This is a genomic window from Rhodococcus sp. P4_F3_2 (assembly GCF_056401335.1).
Map to the genome: position 1 here is coordinate 24,154 of NZ_JBFUJN010000011.1, position 15,585 is coordinate 39,738.

Consider the following 15,585-nt stretch of genomic DNA (forward strand, 5'->3'; position numbering starts at 1 on the left):
GACGGGCGATCGTGTCGCCCGTGCCCATCTATGCCGCGCATGCAACTATTGCGTGCGCCTGATAAATAGTTGCACACGCGGGTTGTCTGCGCAAGCAGAGTCGGTTGGCTACTCCTCGAAGAGCTGTCCGTTCTCCATTCGCCACCGGCGCGTACTTCGGGTGGACTGCAGCATGCGTCGATCGTGAGTGACCAGGAGGAGGGTCCCTTCGAAGGATTCCATCGCCTGCTCGAGCTGTTCGATCGCCGGAAGGTCGAGATGGTTCGTCGGCTCGTCCAGTACCAGTAGGTTCACGCCGCGAGCTTGGAGCAAAGCAAGTGCAGCCCTTGTTCTTTCGCCGGGGGACAGGGAAGCGGCAGATCTGAGTACGTGGTGTCCGCGCAGGCCGAACTTGGCGAGCAGAGTACGGACATCGGCATCGGGCCAGTCCGGAACCTGAGCGCCGAAGGCCTCCACGACTGGTTGATCACCTTCGAACAATCCACGCGCCTGATCGATCTCACCGATCGCGACACCGGAGCCCAGCGACGCGATGCCCTCGTCCGGGACGAGTTTGCCGAGCAAAACGTTCAGGAGGGTGGTCTTGCCTGCCCCGTTCGCGCCTGTGACGAGGATTCGATCGCCCCAGTCGATCTGTGTCGTGACCGGACCGAACGTGAACTGACCGCGAGTTACCTTGGCGCCATTCGTGGTTGCGACAACGGATCCGGACCGCGGAGCTGCTGCGATCTCCATGCGAAGTTCCCACTCCTTGCGCGGTTCCTCGACCACTTCGAGTCGCTCGATGCGACGTTGGGTCTGGCGTGCCTTCGCGGCTTGCTTCTCCGTCGACTCGGTCCGCAATCCGCGTCCGATCTTGTCGTTGTCCTTGGCCTTACGGCGCGCATTGCGGACGCCGTGTTCCATCCAGTTGCGCTGCATCTGTGCGCGATCTTCGAGATCGGAGCGGGTGCCTGCGTATTCCTCGAACGCCTCGCGTGCGTGCTGGCGGGCGATCTCGCGTTCGGCGAGGTACGACTCGAAGCCGCCGTCGTAGACGGCGATGTCCTGTTGTGCCAGATCGAGTTCCACGATCCCCGTGACGGTGCGCGAGAGGAACTCGCGATCGTGGCTCACGACAACCAGCGCCGCTCGGGTCTCGGCGACAAATCGCTCCAACTGCTCGAGACCCCGCAGGTCGAGATCGTTGGTGGGTTCGTCCAACAGGAGAATGTCGTAGCGCGAGAGCAACAGCGACGCGAGCCCGGCGCGTGCGGCTTGACCGCCGGACAACGCCGTCATGTGAGCATCGAGCGGAACTCCGAGCCCGAGTTCTTCGACCACCTTCTCAGCGCGCTCGAACAGATCGGCGCCGCCGAGAGCCAGCCAGCGTTCGAGAGCCGGAGAGTACAGATCCTCCTCCGCTTCAGCCAGGGTTTCGGCCGCGGCGTTCATGACCGCCTCGGCGTGCGCGACGCCGGTGCGTCGGCCGAGGAACTCGAGGACGGTCTCGCCCTCGATGCGGTCGGGTTCCTGCGCGAGATAGCCCACCGCAGCGTCTGGCGGGCTGAGGATGATCGAACCTTCGACGTCGGCAGTTCCGATTCCCGCCAGTGCAGTGAGAAGCGTCGACTTGCCGGCGCCGTTCGCGCCGACGAGGCCGATGACGTCGCCGGGCGCGACGGTGAGATCGAGGTCGGAGAACAGAGTGCGTTCTCCCCGGGAGGCAGAGAGGCCGCTGATGCGCAGTGTTGCAGTCACCTGAGAAGTATCCCCGGAGCTGTGCGCCTGTGTTAATCGGTGCTGTGCGCCTTTATTAACCGCGGGCGGTTAATAAAGGCGATTCACTCACGTCGGCGGCCGTGCTCGAGGCCATCGACCAACCGTCGAATACTCGCATGACGTCCTCCTCGGAGACGCCATGTGGCATCGGCCAACGGTGACCTGGCCCGAATGCGAACATCACCATGGACGCCCCGGGTGCGGTGATCGCGTTGACCGACCTCCCGTAGTCCCGTCGTTGATGATCGGTGAGCCCGTGAAAGCAGCCGATGTCGAGCACCAGCATGTGCCCGCCGTCGACAGCAATGTGCAGGTCTGCCGCGTCCTCGTGGAGGAACCGGACGTCGACGTGTGCTTCACGCGCGTGAATGCGCGCTTTGTCCAGCGGTTCCTGTTCGGCGTCGACGCCGGTGACGTGCCACCCGCGTTGCGCCAGCTCGATGGAATGGCGTCCGGTGCCGCAACCGATATCGAGTGCGCGGCCACCTTCAGAGAGGGGAATCGCATCCAGAAGGCCGGACAGTTGAGCGTCGAAGCCGTGACCGGTGTGCTCCCATGGAGTGACGCCGACCTTGTAGGCGAGACGATATCCGAGATTCATCGCTCTCTCTTTTCTCGAGGCGATTCGATTACTTGTATTCCAAGGTAGACCGGCATTTCGGGTGCGACAAGGGTGCGAAGAGGAGGTTCGGTGGGGAATGCCTCCTGGCGCCCGTGCGTTGGATCCACATATGACCGAGACCAACGATGTGACCTCTGTACCGACCATTGTTCTGAACGACGGTAAGACGATCCCCGCACTGGGATTCGGTGTGTTCCAGGTTCCGGACGACGAGACGCAGGAAGCCGTCTCCACCGCTCTGAAGACCGGTTACCGCAGTATCGACACCGCCAAGATCTACGGCAACGAGGTGGGCGTCGGCCGCGCGATCGCCGAATCCGGCATCGCCCGCGAAGACCTGTACATCACGACAAAACTGTGGAACGACGATCAGGGCTACGACTCGACGCTTGCCGCCTTCGACGCCAGCCTCGACAAGTTGGGTCTCGACAACCTCGATCTGTACCTGATCCACTGGCCGGTTCCGTCCAAGGACCTGTACGTCGAGACCTTCAAGGCATTCCAGAAGCTCAAGGCGGACGGACGGGTTCGATCCATCGGCGTCTCCAACTTCACCATCGAGAACCTCGAGCGTGTCATCGGTGAAACCGGTGAGGTGCCGGTCCTCAACCAGATCGAGCTTCACCCCAAGTTCAACCAAGCCGAACTGCGCGCCTTCCACACCGGCAAGGGAATCGCGACGGAAGCGTGGAGCCCGCTCGGCCAGGGAACTGTTCTCGGTGACCCCGTCATCACCGCTATCGCCGACGCTCATGGCGTCACCGCGGCTCAGGTGATCATTCGCTGGCACCTGCAGATCGGAAACGTGGTGATTCCGAAGTCGGTGACCCCCGAACGTATCGCCGCAAACTTCGATGTCTTCGGATTCGAACTGACGCCGGAACAGATCAACGCGATCGGTGCTCTCGACGACCCGGCCGGCCGCATCGGCCCCGACCCGGTCACGCTCGGCAGCTAGAACTTCCGGTAGACCCACGAACGGCACTCCCGCAATCGCGGGAGTGCCGTTCTGTCGTGCGAGGTCAGTTCAGGTGCGTGCGATGTTCTGCAGTGAATGCGATGTGCTCGTCCGCGCGTCCGGTGCGGAGCTTCTCGACCCACTCGGGATCGGCGAGCAGCGCGCGTCCGATGGCAACCATGTCGAATTCACCCCTATCGTACTGAGCTTCGAGACGCTCCAGCCCCGTGACAGCCGATGCGGCGTCGCCGGTGAATGCCGTCGTGAACACGGAGTCGAGTCCGACCGAGCCGACGGTGATGGTCGGCAACCCGGTCAGCTTCTTCGTCCAGCCGGCGAGGCCGAGCTTGCCGTCTTCACCGTCGAGTTCAGCGAACGCCGGTTCCCAGTGGCGCCTCGTCGACGGATGCAGAACGTCGACGCCGGCGTCGACCAGGGGAGTGAGGATGCGGCCGAGTTCAGCCGGGCTCTGGGCGATACGAGCGTCGTAGTGGCCGGACTTCCACTGTGAGAATCGGTAGACGATCGCGAACTCGTTTCCGACAGCCTCTCGGATTGCGGCGACGACCTCGGCTGGGAAGCGGGTGCGGGCTTCCAGTGATCCGCCGTATTCATCGGTGCGGACATTGGTTCCGGCCCACAGGAATTCGTCGAGCAGGTAACCGTGCGCTCCGTGCAACTCGAGACCGTCGAAACCGGTGTTCTTCGCGTTGAGTGCGGCGTCGACCCACGACTGCTTCAAGGTGTCGAGATCCGAGGTGGTGAATTCTCGTCCCAGACGGGTGCCGTCCAGCGCCAGGCCGGAGGGGCTGACGGTTTCGACCTCGGGGTTCAGACGCGAGTTTTCGCCGCGCTCGACTCCGAGGTGCCACAGCTGAGGAATGATCGATCCACCCTCGGCGTGCACGGCGTCGACTACCGACTTCCAGCCGCCCAGGCTCGAATCACCGTAGATGCGCGGTACGCGGGTGTGCGGGCCGGCTGCCGGGTCCGGGATATAGGTGCCTTCCGTGATGATCAGGCCGACCCCGCCCGCTGCGCGACGACGGTAGTACTCGGCCACGTCGGCGCCGGGGATTCCGTCAGGAGAGAAGGCGCGAGTCATCGGGGCCATCGCAAAACGGTTGCGCAACGAGAGTGATTTGACCTCGAAAGGCTCGAAGAGGCCGCGCAACGCGGGGGCCTCGGGTGCTGTCGATGTGTCGGGAAGAGTCACGGGTTTGTTCAACGCGGCGGACCCTCGACCTATTCCGCCGCCTGACTTTATCTCACCGAAATCTGCAAAAGGTTGCGTACGTTCGGTTTTCGATTGATGCCCACGTTGACCACACTTAGTTTGTGCATTAACTATTAACATGCGATATGGTCGTGCGGAAAGTTCTTGAGGGCGGTATCGAGCACGAAAGAGGACGCGCGAGCATGACAACAACGGTGCCGGACGAGCGGACCGGAGAGCTGGAGCCGATTCCGGAGCGGCCGTACCCGAAGCGTCGTGATCCCAAGGGGTCGTGGATGTTCGACATGATCAAGACCACCGATCACAAGAAGATCGGGATCATGTACATGATCACGGCTTTCGTGTTCTTCTTGATCGGCGGCCTGATGGCCCTGTTCATGCGTGCGGAACTGGCTGTCCCCGGGATGCAGTTCCTCTCGAACGAGCAGTTCAATCAGTTGTTCACCATGCACGGCACGATCATGTTGCTGCTGTACGCGACGCCCGTCGTTTTCGGCTTCGCGAACTACATACTTCCGCTGCAAATCGGTGCCCCGGACGTGGCCTTCCCGCGCTTGAACGCATTCGGCTTCTGGCTCTTCACTTTTGGTGGTTTGATCGTACTCGGCGGATTCCTCACGCCGGGCGGCGCTGCCGACTTCGGTTGGACTGCGTACACCCCACTGTCGGGTGCGGTGCACAGCCCCGGCGTCGGAGCCGACCTGTGGGTCTTCGGACTGACAGTGGGCGGTCTCGGCACTATTCTCGGTGCGGTCAACATGATCACCACGGTGATCTGTTTGCGCGCACCAGGCATGACGATGTTCCGGATGTCGATCTTCACCTGGAATATCTTCATCACCAGCATCCTGATCTTGATGGCGTTCCCGCTGCTGACCGCCGCATTCATGGGTCTGTTCGTCGACCGTCACCTCGGTGGCCACATCTTCGACCCGGCGTCAGGTGGAGTTCTGTTGTGGCAGCACCTGTTCTGGTTCTTCGGGCATCCCGAGGTGTACATCATCGCGCTGCCGTTCTTCGGCATCGTCTCGGAGATCTTCCCGGTCTTCAGCCGTAAGCCGATCTTCGGATACACCGGTTTGGTTTACGCGACACTGGCGATCTCAGCTCTGTCCATCGCGGTGTGGGCTCACCACATGTATGCGACGGGTGCTGTTCTCCTGCCCTACTTCTCGTTCATGACGTTCCTGATCGCCGTGCCGACAGGTGTGAAGATCTTCAACTGGATCGGCACGATGTGGAAGGGGCAGTTGACCTTCGAATCGCCGATGCTGTTCTCGGTCGGCTTCCTGATCACCTTCCTCTTCGGTGGTCTGTCGGGCGTTATTCTCGCGAGTCCGCCGATCGACTTCCACGTCACCGACACGTATTTTGTTGTCGCCCACTTCCACTACGTGGTCTTCGGTACGGTCGTGTTCGCCACGTACGCCGGTATCTACTTCTGGTTCCCGAAGATGACCGGTCGCATGATGGACGAGCGCCTCGGCAAGTGGCACTTCTGGACCACGTTCGTCGGCTTCCACGGCACTTTCCTCGTCCAGCACTGGCTCGGTGGCGAAGGTATGCCCCGTCGTTACGCCGACTACCTGCCCTCGGACGGATTCACGGTGCTGAACTCGGTGTCCACGATCTTCGCCTTCGTGCTCGGCGCGTCGACACTGCCGTTCATCTGGAACGTTTTCAAGAGTTACCGCTACGGCGAGGTGGTCACCGTCGACGATCCGTGGGGTTACGGAAACTCGCTGGAGTGGGCGACCACCTGCCCACCGCCGCGTCACAACTTCACCGAGTTGCCGCGCATCCGTAGCGAGCGTCCGGCGTTCGAGCTGCACTACCCGCACATGGTGGAGCGAATGAGGGCGGAAGCGCACGTGGGCCTCACCGGGCAACCCACGTCGACGTTGGAGAAGAGTGACGATCATCGCCAGATTGATTAGTGCGATAATAGTTACTGCACTAATCAATCTGGTAACATCGGATTCATGACGACGAAGGCTCCGCAGACGCAGATGGACGATCCGCTGGCTCTCGACCGGCAGGTGTGTTTTGCACTTGCGGTCGCGAACCGGGCAGTCCTGTCCGTCTACCGGCCACTGCTCGAGCCGATGGGCCTCACACATCCCCAGTATCTGGTGATGCTTGCCCTGTGGGGGAAGTCGCCGATGGCGGTCAAGGAAATCGGGCAGGCATTGCAGCTCGATTCGCCGACACTCTCGCCGCTCCTCAAGCGACTCGAGGCGTCCGGGTTGATCACGCGAACCCGTAGCCGCGCCGACGAACGTCAACTCGACGTCGACCTCACCGAAGCCGGTGTGGCACTGCGTGACGAGGCGGAGAAGATCCCGCCGGCGGTTGTCGCGAAGCTCGGCGTCAGCCTCGCCGAACTCGAAGAACTCCACAACGTTCTGACGCGGGTCAACGAGGCCGCGCTCCGCGCCGGCGCTTTGGACCAATGAGAGAAATGTGATGACCACATCTGAAAGAAACGTGACGACTGCGTCAAGACCGATGCGTACCGAACAGGTGACTTCCGTGACTTCCAAAAAGCAACGCACGAGCCCGAATCCCCTTCAGTGGTTGGGTTATTCAGTGGGGCGCAAGTTGCCCGATTCGATGCAGGACTGGGTGCGAAACGACCTGATCGGTGACTGGGCTGTGCCACGTCACCTGATCCGCAGCATGGTGCCGTTCATTCCCGTCTTCGCGGCCTTCATGCTCTTCCCCGGGCCGTGGGCCCTGCGGGCGTCGATGGTGCTGCTCGGAGTGCTTCTGGCGCTGTTCTATTCGGTCTCCTACATGGCTCAGAACAGGTCGCGTCGCCTCGAGCGTCACGGTTTGCCTTCCGACCTCGAGAACCCGAAGAAGATCTCGCGCCACGACGCCGAGAAGGCCGCCTACGAGAAGTTGCACGGCGGCCCCGCGACCTAGACGACTCGGTCAGATGCCGTGAAGGGCGCTGCCGCCGTTCATCTCGCAGACGCCCTGCTCCATGGCCGCCGAGAAACCACCCTCAGGCTCGGTCGAACGAAGAGCCGATTCGACGTCCTGCTCGACCAGGTATCCGTTGATCGCGATCGCCGCGGTTGAACCAGCAGCCGCAGCATTGATTACCTGCGCGCGAGGGTCGACGACGTTGCCGGCGCCCCAGATACCGGGAACACTGGTGGCGCCGGAATGATCGACGGCCACGAATCCCGTGGGGCTGGCTTTGCAGCCGAGTCGCGTCAGATGTGCGTCGTTCGGAACGAAACGCGGCGCAACGAACAGTGCTGAGCGCGCAACCAGTTGGCCGTTGTCGAGTTCGACGGCTTTCAGTTTGCTTTTCTCGCAGACCAATCCAGATACCGATCCGTCGGCAACCGTCACTCCTCGGGCAGCCAGTCGCGCGCGTTCGTCGGGGGTGAGCGAGATCTTGTCGGGGAAGAACGTCACATCCGACGACCACTGTCGGAGTAGAAACGCCTGGTGAAGTGACATCTCGCGAGCGTCGCCGCCGAGAACGCCGATCGGTTGGTCGCTGATCTCGTACGCATGGCAGTACGGGCAATGGAGCACGCTTTGCCCCCAAAGCTCCTGGATTCCTGGTATTTCCGGGAGTGAATCCCGTAGGCCGGTTGCAACCAGCACAGTGCGAGTTTCGAGCGTCGTGCCTCCCGACAGTTCGACGACAAAGCCGGGTTCGATACCGCGCCAGGAGATGTCGACTACGTCGTCGCGTTTGAATTCGACTCCGTACGTCTGTAATTCGCTGCGTCCGACGGCGAGCAACTCACTTGGCGCCATGCCGTCTCGCGAGAGGAAGCCGTGCATGTGTGCTGCCGGTGTGTTGCGCGGTTTGCCGGAATCGATGACGGCGACCGAGCGCCGAGCACGACCCAGCACCAGGGCTGCACTGAGTCCGGCGGCGCCACCGCCGACGATCACGGCGTCGAGGATCTCTGTTTCAGTGTGTGTTTGCATGAGCACAGATTGCTCGCGGAGCAGGTTCGTCAGCAACTAATGTTGCCATTTCTGGGAATCGTCGTCAGACTCGGCACAATGAATGTCAACGGTCCGCACATCGATGCCGCCATCTCGCAGATCGGCGCGCGCCTCAAACGCATTCGTACACAGAGGAACGTCACGCTCACAGCGCTGTCCGAGTCCACCGGTATTTCGAAGAGCACCCTGTCGAGGCTCGAAGCGGGGGAGCGTCGACCCAGTCTGGAGTTGCTGCTTCCGATCGCGCTTGCCCACCAAGTGCCGTTGGACCAACTGGTTGCGGCACCACAGGTCGCCGATCCACGTATCCAGAGTGCGCCTCGAAGCGTCAGTGGGCGAACGGTATTGCCGCTGACTCGGCAACCCGGTGGGCTGCAGGCATTCAAGATGACCATCCCGGCAAGCCAGACGGACCCCGACCCGCAAGTGCACGACGGCTACGAATGGCTGTACGTCTTGTCGGGGAGGTTGCGGTTGGTGTTGGCCGATCACGACATCGTGATGGGTACGGGTGAAGCTGCTGAATTCGACACCCGAAACCCGCATTGGTTCGGTAGTGACGGCGGCGGCCCGGTCGAGGTACTGAGTCTGTTCGGCCCCCAAGGAGAACGCATCCACGTACGGGCCAAGCCTTCGCCGAAGTGACGGCCAGTCATACTTTCATTCGATGCTGCCGGAAGCGAAGAGGACAGTGAGGATCCGTGCGAATCGAAATTGACGACCTGAGTCGGGATGTGGTCCGTGCTCTACTGACCGAACATCTCGCCGACATGCATGCGACCTCGCCCGCGGACAGCGTTCACGCGCTGGACATCACCGGGCTGACGGATAGCTCCGTGACCATGTGGACGCTGTGGAGCGAAGGTGACGAGCTACTCGGTTGTGTTGCACTCAAGGAACGGTCGTCGACCGGTGGCGAGATCAAGTCGATGCGAACCTCATCGGTAGCTCGAGGGCGTGGCGTGGGTACGCGACTTCTTCAACACGTCGTGGACGAGTCGAGACAACGAGGTTACCGGCAACTCGAATTGGAGACCGGCACACAGGACTTCTTCGATCCGGCACGCCGGTTGTACGCGAGATTCGGGTTCGTCCCGTGTCCACCGTTCGGAAACTACCGCGAAGATCCGAACAGTGCATTCTTCGTTCTCACCCTGTGAGCAGCTCTCATTCGGTGAACATTCTGGCAGTTATTCGTCGTACTGCGCTCTCGGAGTTCATGATTGCGGTGTCGAGCACGAGCCGTTCCGTGGTCCACGGCTCGTAGTCTCGGTCCAGGATTTCCTGCCACGTAGGTAGTACAAGATCCGGGATGTCGACGACTCGCTGTTCTGCGCGTCTGCGATGCTCGTCGGGATCCGAACAGATGACTTCGACACTGAGCAAGCGCGCCGAATTCTGTTGTGCGGTAGCTGACCAGGCGTTTCGTGTCGCCTCGACTGGGTTGACGCATTCGACCACGACCGAGAGTCCCAGTCGCAATTGTTCGGCGGCGAGCGCGTACCCGGTGATGTATCCGGCGGTCCCGGATACATCAGCGATACCGCTGCGGATCAGCGACTGTTCGATGGTATCGATTCGCACGTAGGGGATCTTGTGATGCTGAGCAAGCGCCCGCGCGATCGTCGACTTGCCGGTGGCCGGCAAACCACCGATCACGACCAGTGCCGCGTCGGCCGACGGCTGGGGGTTGTGTCCGGCATCCACCATCCCCGAAATGTACGGGGCGTCGTCGATTCACATCGACTCGCCCCGTACTCCTCTCAGTTCGAGGTCGCGAACTCTCGTGCTTCGAACGCCAGGTCGTCGGCGGCGGATTCCATCCGTGCCGTCGCACGGTTGGGTGCTGTCAACACGGCGACAATCGGAACTGCCAACGCCAGCAGGCCGAGAACGAAGACGGGGAAGAGGAATGAGAACACTTCGAGTCCCTGCGGCGCCGGGGCTGCCGCGTCGTGAACAACCTCGACTGCGGCCATTCCGGTGTAGTGCATACCGACGACGGCGATGCCCATGATGATTCCGGCGACAAAACGCAGAATCGTGGACTCGAGCACCATGGTGAACCACAGTGCAGCGGTTCCGGCGACGACTGCGATGAGAACCGACAATGCAACGAAGAGCAGGTCGTAGTGGATCTCACCCTGAAAGCGCAAGGCGCGCATGCCGGTGTAATGCATGATGTTCACGGCGAGACCGGTCACCACGCCGCCGATCAGAAGCCGCGTCCAGCGGAATTCGGTCCCGATGATCAGCAGACCGACAAAAACAGCACCTACTGAGATTATCGCGGAGATCACGGTCCATCCGAGGTTGTATCGAATGGGACTGCCGGGGACTGCGAAGCCGAGCATGGCGATGAAGTGCATCAGCCAGATGGCGACACCACCGATCGACAGGGCAGCCATGGCTAGCCATCGCATGCGTGTGGCGGTTGTCGTCGCCGACGCTGAATGCCTGGTGCACGCCAGGCCGACTACCGACCCGACCACGGACACGACGTAGGCGAGCCCGAGCAGCCAGATTCCCATCGAGAAATGGTGCATTTCATCCGACATGCCAGTTCCTTTCGGCGACGATTCGCATCTGGTGATTCATCTAGACGACTGCTTCAGCTGCAAGTCGTTCGAGGGAGTACTCGGTGACGGCGATCAGCGCGCGTTTGGCCGATTCGCGGTTTCGGGCGTCGATCTCGATCATGGGAACGCGGTTGGGTAGCGCCAATGCCTGCCGGAGATCGCTCGCCGAATGGATTGGTGCGCCGTCGAAACGGTTGACCGCCACAATGAACGGGAGCCCTCGCGCCTCGAAGAAGTCGACTGCAGCGAAGCTGTCTTCCAGACGGCGCGTGTCGACCAGAATGACCGCACCGATCGCACCGGTGATCAAGTCGTCCCACATGAACCAGAAGCGGCGCTGTCCCGGGGTTCCGAACAGATAGAGGACCAGGTCGTCGGCGAGAGTGATGCGCCCGAAGTCCATCGCGACCGTCGTGGTGCTCTTGTCGGGAGTGGAACCGAGATTGTCGATACCGTCGCTGGCGTCGGTGACCATTGCCTCCGTGCGAAGGGGGACGATTTCGGAGACGGTCCCCACAAGCGTTGTCTTGCCAACACCGAAACCCCCGGCGATCACGATTTTTGTCGATTTCACGCGAGACGATGAGTCAGAGTGCCCGAAGTCCACTGAGGGTCCTTTCGATCAGTTCGCGTCGCTCGACTCGAGATGCGTCGCTTCGCAGAGTGGCATGTATTTCCAGTGATCCGGCTACTACGAGGTCGGCAACCAGTACCCGCACGACTCCGATCGGAACACCGAGGTGGGCAGCGATCTCGGCAATCGAGATCCGCTGCTCGCAGAGTGCGACGATCGATGCACGAATATCCTGCGGTGCAAGATTGTTCGAGACCACGTCCTCGATCGTCGCGATGATCGCTTCGAGCGGGAGGTCGATGGACGGCAGGGTCCGACCTTCGGTGAGCGCGTACGGCCGGACCAAGCTGGGTTCGGCGTCGTCGTACTCGGATTGATGGTGAGGCATCGAACTCAAATACCCTGCGACGTTCGCGGGGCAATGTCCATCGTGGTCCCGACGCGATCGACGAGAGTCGCCATTTCGTAACCGATCTGGCCGATGTCGCATCCGGCGACAGCGAGGGCGGCAAGGTAAGCGCCGCTACCGACGCCCATGAGAAGCAGGTAGCCGTTCTCCATCTCGACGACGGACTGCATGACGGCCCCACCGTCGAAGAGGCGTGACGCCCCCGCGGACAGGCTGGCGAGTCCGGAAGTGACAGCGGCCAATTGATCCGCCCGATCGAGCGGAAGGTGTGTGCTCGAGGCGGTCAACAACCCGTCGGCTGAGACGATGATCGCGTGACTCACACCCGGCACGTCTCGGGCAAAAGCCGAAACCAGCCAGTCGAGTGCGCGGGGAGTCTCTTGGGCTCCGACAGTGTTCACTGTTCTCCTTCATCGTTGTGCAACATCGTGGACGATTCGAAAGACTGTCCGCCATCGGGCTGATGGTCGGCGGCGCGCCGACGCCCTCGTTGTACTCCGGATTGGTAACTGCTCCAACCACGTTGGACGTCCGCCGGATTGGATGCATGGCGCTGTGTCGTACCGCCTCCGCCGACGGCACCGGGAACCAGGCGGGCTCCGCGATCTCGAATGGGCAGACCGGAATCGGCGATCTTGGTGACCGGCATCTCGAACGAGGTCCGAGCGGCCAGCCAGCCTTGATCCGCGTCGGTGGTCCACGAACTGCCGGTGGAAGCCGCTGAAGTCTCCGCCGTCGGATCCACGAGCCACTCCGACACCATCCGGGCGAAAATCGGCATCGTGGTCGGAGCAGAGGGTACGCCGTTCGAGTTGCCGTCGCCCGCGCCGTCAGCCCTCGCCGATGCGCGAGCAGAGAGCCCGTCACGGGTGCGTGAGGAGAAGAATGCCGCAGTATTTGTCGGCGTCGGGGCTGAGAGCCGGTGCCGCGGCGGCGGGGTTGTCGACGGTTGTGGACCCACCGGGATCTCGGGACCCTGTGCCGGCGAGGCGAATTCCGGCGACGGAGTACGAACGGGAAGGGACGTCGATGTGCTTGTGCCCTCGGGATCGGGCAGAGGAGCGAAGGACGACACCGAGGTGGCGGGTGCAGCAGTGGTCGGAGTCGAGGTGCTGACTGCCGGTACTCCACTTGTGCCCGGAGTGCGACGTGGCAATCCCGAAGGCGCTGTTGCCGTAGGAGTGGATTGCGGTGTGATCGGGGCGAACGTCTCGGTCCGATCGGTACTGTTACCGGGCGTTCGACGCGGGAGATCAGCGAAACTTCTGGTCGCAGGCCGCGGGGGTGCGGATTCGGTCGGGACGGGCTGTGACCATGACGGTGCAGGCGGTGTGGGAGGGGGAGTCCGATCGAGCGTGGGAACGGGTCCGGTTCGCGGCGTGCGGATCTCGGGTCCCCGAGACGAATCGAGTATCGACGTCGGTAGGAGCACCGTTGCGGTGATGCCGCTGTGCGTCGATGACGTTGCCGTCGGGCGCAGGCGCACAGAGATGTTGTAGCGACGGCTGATTCGGCTCACGACGAACAAACCCATGCGACGCGCCGTATCCGCGCTCATCTCGCCGCCGGCGGCGAGGCGCTCGTTGGCATCGAGGATATCGGCAGGCGACATGCCGATACCGAGATCTGCGATCTCGACGATCATGGAGCCGTCGATAGTGCGGGCAGCGTTGATGGAGACGGTGGTCTCCGGTGGGGAGTACCGCAGAGAATTGTCGAGCAGCTCAGCGATGAGGTGAACGACGTCCGGGGCAGCATGACCGGTGACGACTCCGGGCGGGATCTGCCCGAGTTCGACGCGTCGATACTCCTCGACTCCTGATACCGCGGCGCGAAGGGTATCGCCGAGAGCGACGGGGGCGGTCCTGGCGCGGCGTACATCGGTTCCGGCGAGAACCAGCAAGTTGTCGCCGTTTCGACGCATTCTCGCGGCGATGTGGTCGAGCCGGAACAGATTCTCGAGGCGACGCGGGTCGTCTTCGTCCTGCTCCAACTGTTCGATCAAACCGAGTTGCTGGTCGACGAGGGACTTGTTACGCCGCGACAGCGTTTCGAACATGTCGTTGACCTGGCGCCGCAGGGTGGCCTGCTCGCCGGCAAGCGTGATGGCCTGACCGTGCATGTCGTCCACCGCGCGTGCAAGCTCGCCGATTTCCTCGTGGGTGCGGATCGGGACACGGGCGAAGTCGAGTTCGTCGGTACTGGCACCTGCGCGAATTCGTTCGATCGCGTCGGGGAGTCCGCGTCGTGCGGCCTGCAATGCGGCAAATCGCAACCGGCGGATCGGATCGATGAGCGATCGGCTGATGACGAGGGCGATGGCCAGTGCCAGCAGGACCGCGCCGAGCACGATTGCAGTGTCGCGGAGTGCTGCGGTTCGTGCTGCATTGGATTCGGCGGTGACGGTGTCGCCGAACTCGGTGACGGTGGTGTCGGTCAGGCTGTTGTACTGGTCGTTTCCGGATTTCAGATCGGCGCCGACGCGGCTCCCCAGAGGAGAGGTCGACGGAGTTGATCCGAGGGCGTTGATCCGGTTCTGAGCAGAGTTGCTGAGGGTCTGGACGGTGTCGTTACTCCCGTCGATGGCCAGAATGTTGTTCAGAGCGACCAGTTCGGCACCGGCAGCACTGACCATCGACGTACGAGCTTGCTGGTCCGGATCACCGGAGCCGAAGAGGATTCGTTGTTCGGCCAGCGCTCGTCGCGCTTCCCAGAGTGCGGAGAGTCGACCACCTTGTTCGCGCAGGACAGGGCGTTGAGAATGCTCGACGACGCTGGTGAAGGTGCTCGAGAGTGCGCGCGAGACTTCGCCGACCCGCGAAACCAAGCGTGCGGGAGCCACCGCGCCGGCGGCGATCTCCTCGGTGATGGAACGGCTCTCGGCGAGCGCCGAAGTTACTTGGTCGTTGAGGTCGTCGTCGGACTGGAACGCGCGCGCGGCGTCGACCAGTTGGTCCATTGCGTCCGAAACTGCTTGTGTTGCCGGGCCGGTGTCAGTGCGTGCCGATGCGGCTTCGGCGAGTTCGTACAGCGCGGATTCGAGGTTGATCGCGGCGGGCACTGCGAGGGCACGCTCGGACGAGGAACTCAGCTGTGCGGCTTCTTCGAGTTCTGTCTGAACTCGAAGTGCGCCGAGGACGACGGCGACGATCATCGGCAATGCGAGAACGGCGATGACCTTCCATCCCAGGCGCCATTCGCCGATCGACCACCAAGAGGTTGTCGTGTGTGAATCGTGTTTCATGCGGAACATGGCCCCTTCACGTCAACCCCCCGTGGGTCATTGCCCGAACCCCTTCGATCCGGTTTGACCAGAAGGAGTAGTTAGCTGAACGGTAACAGACTGTTCGCTGGCTCGCTACATCCCAGTTGGCTTCTTGGATCGCCGATGACTATATCCGGATTGTAAGGCCAGGTGAAAGGGTAAACGGACAAGTGCGGCGAATGGGATAGCCGGATTGTTC

16 protein-coding genes are annotated in these 15,585 nt (G+C 62.1%); 6 read left to right on the plus strand and 10 right to left on the minus strand.

The genetic code is table 11. The annotated features are described in order from the left end of the window. Positions 1-108: 108 nt before the first annotated feature. Together AC1DWA_RS13320 and AC1DWA_RS13325 are read right to left on the minus strand one after the other, a co-directional pair. On the minus strand, positions 109-1,740 hold the full coding sequence (locus AC1DWA_RS13320) for an ABC-F family ATP-binding cassette domain-containing protein (protein WP_472795472.1): 1,632 nt from the start codon (positions 1,738-1,740) through the stop codon (positions 109-111). A gap of 55 nt (positions 1,741-1,795) precedes the next feature. Then, the gene (locus tag AC1DWA_RS13325) at positions 1,796-2,362 is read right to left on the minus strand and encodes a class I SAM-dependent methyltransferase (protein ID WP_477916707.1); all 567 of its coding nucleotides are present in this window, start codon (positions 2,360-2,362) and stop codon (positions 1,796-1,798) included. Between the two features lie 130 nt (positions 2,363-2,492). Here AC1DWA_RS13325 and AC1DWA_RS13330 point away from each other — a divergent pair, with 130 nt between their 5' ends. Continuing rightward, positions 2,493-3,341, plus strand: a complete 849-nt coding sequence (locus AC1DWA_RS13330; RefSeq protein ID WP_477846255.1) for an aldo/keto reductase — start codon at positions 2,493-2,495, stop codon at positions 3,339-3,341. A 64-nt stretch (positions 3,342-3,405) separates the two neighbouring features. Here the strand turns inward: AC1DWA_RS13330 and AC1DWA_RS13335 are convergent, their stop codons facing one another. Next, positions 3,406-4,557, minus strand: coding sequence for an NADH:flavin oxidoreductase (locus AC1DWA_RS13335; RefSeq protein ID WP_020908734.1), 1,152 nt, complete (start codon positions 4,555-4,557; stop codon positions 3,406-3,408). A gap of 203 nt (positions 4,558-4,760) precedes the next feature. Here AC1DWA_RS13335 and ctaD point away from each other — a divergent pair, with 203 nt between their 5' ends. Genes ctaD through AC1DWA_RS13350 form a run of 3 tightly spaced genes read left to right on the plus strand, consistent with a single transcriptional unit; the run spans position 4,761 to position 7,506 of the window. Then, on the plus strand, positions 4,761-6,515 hold the full coding sequence (ctaD, locus tag AC1DWA_RS13340; RefSeq protein ID WP_020970441.1) for an aa3-type cytochrome oxidase subunit I: 1,755 nt from the start codon (positions 4,761-4,763) through the stop codon (positions 6,513-6,515). 45 nt (positions 6,516-6,560) lie between these two features. Beyond that, a complete protein-coding gene (locus tag AC1DWA_RS13345) occupies positions 6,561-7,034 on the plus strand; it encodes a MarR family winged helix-turn-helix transcriptional regulator (RefSeq protein ID WP_019744857.1) in 474 nt (157 codons plus the stop codon). Positions 7,035-7,086: 52 nt separating this feature from the next. After that, positions 7,087-7,506, plus strand: coding sequence for a DUF5313 family protein (locus AC1DWA_RS13350; protein ID WP_042451127.1), 420 nt, complete (start codon positions 7,087-7,089; stop codon positions 7,504-7,506). Positions 7,507-7,515: 9 nt separating this feature from the next. On the opposite strand, the gene AC1DWA_RS13355 is transcribed toward AC1DWA_RS13350, so the two are convergent. After that, positions 7,516-8,544, minus strand: coding sequence for an NAD(P)/FAD-dependent oxidoreductase (locus AC1DWA_RS13355; RefSeq protein WP_446695624.1), 1,029 nt, complete (start codon positions 8,542-8,544; stop codon positions 7,516-7,518). A 33-nt stretch (positions 8,545-8,577) separates the two neighbouring features. On the opposite strand from AC1DWA_RS13355, the gene AC1DWA_RS13360 reads away from it, so the two are divergent. Further along, a complete protein-coding gene (locus tag AC1DWA_RS13360) occupies positions 8,578-9,204 on the plus strand; it encodes a helix-turn-helix domain-containing protein (protein WP_019744854.1) in 627 nt (208 codons plus the stop codon). 56 nt (positions 9,205-9,260) lie between these two features. Beyond that, positions 9,261-9,719, plus strand: a complete 459-nt coding sequence (locus AC1DWA_RS13365; RefSeq protein ID WP_020970438.1) for a GNAT family N-acetyltransferase — start codon at positions 9,261-9,263, stop codon at positions 9,717-9,719. Between the two features lie 7 nt (positions 9,720-9,726). On the opposite strand, the gene AC1DWA_RS13370 is transcribed toward AC1DWA_RS13365, so the two are convergent. The 6 genes from AC1DWA_RS13370 to AC1DWA_RS13395 are packed head-to-tail and all read right to left on the minus strand — an operon-like array spanning position 9,727 to position 15,365. Then, on the minus strand, positions 9,727-10,269 hold the full coding sequence (locus AC1DWA_RS13370) for a P-loop nucleotide/nucleoside kinase family protein (RefSeq protein ID WP_134999154.1): 543 nt from the start codon (positions 10,267-10,269) through the stop codon (positions 9,727-9,729). 53 nt (positions 10,270-10,322) lie between these two features. After that, complete coding sequence (locus AC1DWA_RS13375; RefSeq protein ID WP_019744851.1) at positions 10,323-11,117, minus strand: MHYT domain-containing protein; 795 nt, start codon at positions 11,115-11,117, stop codon at positions 10,323-10,325. A gap of 40 nt (positions 11,118-11,157) precedes the next feature. After that, on the minus strand, positions 11,158-11,745 hold the full coding sequence (locus tag AC1DWA_RS13380; RefSeq protein WP_003940118.1) for a GTP-binding protein: 588 nt from the start codon (positions 11,743-11,745) through the stop codon (positions 11,158-11,160). After that, positions 11,726-12,100: a DUF742 domain-containing protein gene (locus AC1DWA_RS13385; protein ID WP_019744850.1), complete on the minus strand. Its 375-nt coding sequence runs from the start codon at positions 12,098-12,100 to the stop codon at positions 11,726-11,728. The genes AC1DWA_RS13380 and AC1DWA_RS13385 overlap by 20 nt, the downstream gene beginning before the upstream one ends. A 5-nt stretch (positions 12,101-12,105) precedes the next feature. After that, positions 12,106-12,522 carry a roadblock/LC7 domain-containing protein gene (locus AC1DWA_RS13390; protein ID WP_003940329.1) on the minus strand — a complete coding sequence of 139 codons (417 nt, stop codon included), beginning with the start codon at positions 12,520-12,522 and terminating at the stop codon, positions 12,106-12,108. Continuing rightward, positions 12,519-15,365 carry an ATP-binding protein gene (locus AC1DWA_RS13395; RefSeq protein WP_232253317.1) on the minus strand — a complete coding sequence of 949 codons (2,847 nt, stop codon included), beginning with the start codon at positions 15,363-15,365 and terminating at the stop codon, positions 12,519-12,521. Before AC1DWA_RS13395 ends, AC1DWA_RS13390 begins: the two co-directional genes overlap by 4 nt. Positions 15,366-15,585: the final 220 nt, after the last annotated feature.

Coding starts and splice junctions, on each gene's coding strand:
- AC1DWA_RS13370 (WP_134999154.1), bottom strand. CDS start 10,269: ATGGTGGATGCCGGACACAACCCCCAGCCGTCGGCCGACGCGGCACTG.
- AC1DWA_RS13375 (WP_019744851.1), bottom strand. CDS start 11,117: ATGTCGGATGAAATGCACCATTTCTCGATGGGAATCTGGCTGCTCGGG.
- ctaD (WP_020970441.1), top strand. CDS start 4,761: ATGACAACAACGGTGCCGGACGAGCGGACCGGAGAGCTGGAGCCGATT.
- AC1DWA_RS13385 (WP_019744850.1), bottom strand. CDS start 12,100: ATGCCTCACCATCAATCCGAGTACGACGACGCCGAACCCAGCTTGGTC.
- AC1DWA_RS13360 (WP_019744854.1), top strand. CDS start 8,578: ATGTTGCCATTTCTGGGAATCGTCGTCAGACTCGGCACAATGAATGTC.
- AC1DWA_RS13330 (WP_477846255.1), top strand. CDS start 2,493: ATGACCGAGACCAACGATGTGACCTCTGTACCGACCATTGTTCTGAAC.
- AC1DWA_RS13325 (WP_477916707.1), bottom strand. CDS start 2,362: ATGAATCTCGGATATCGTCTCGCCTACAAGGTCGGCGTCACTCCATGG.
- AC1DWA_RS13395 (WP_232253317.1), bottom strand. CDS start 15,365: ATGAAACACGATTCACACACGACAACCTCTTGGTGGTCGATCGGCGAA.
- AC1DWA_RS13350 (WP_042451127.1), top strand. CDS start 7,087: ATGCGTACCGAACAGGTGACTTCCGTGACTTCCAAAAAGCAACGCACG.
- AC1DWA_RS13345 (WP_019744857.1), top strand. CDS start 6,561: ATGACGACGAAGGCTCCGCAGACGCAGATGGACGATCCGCTGGCTCTC.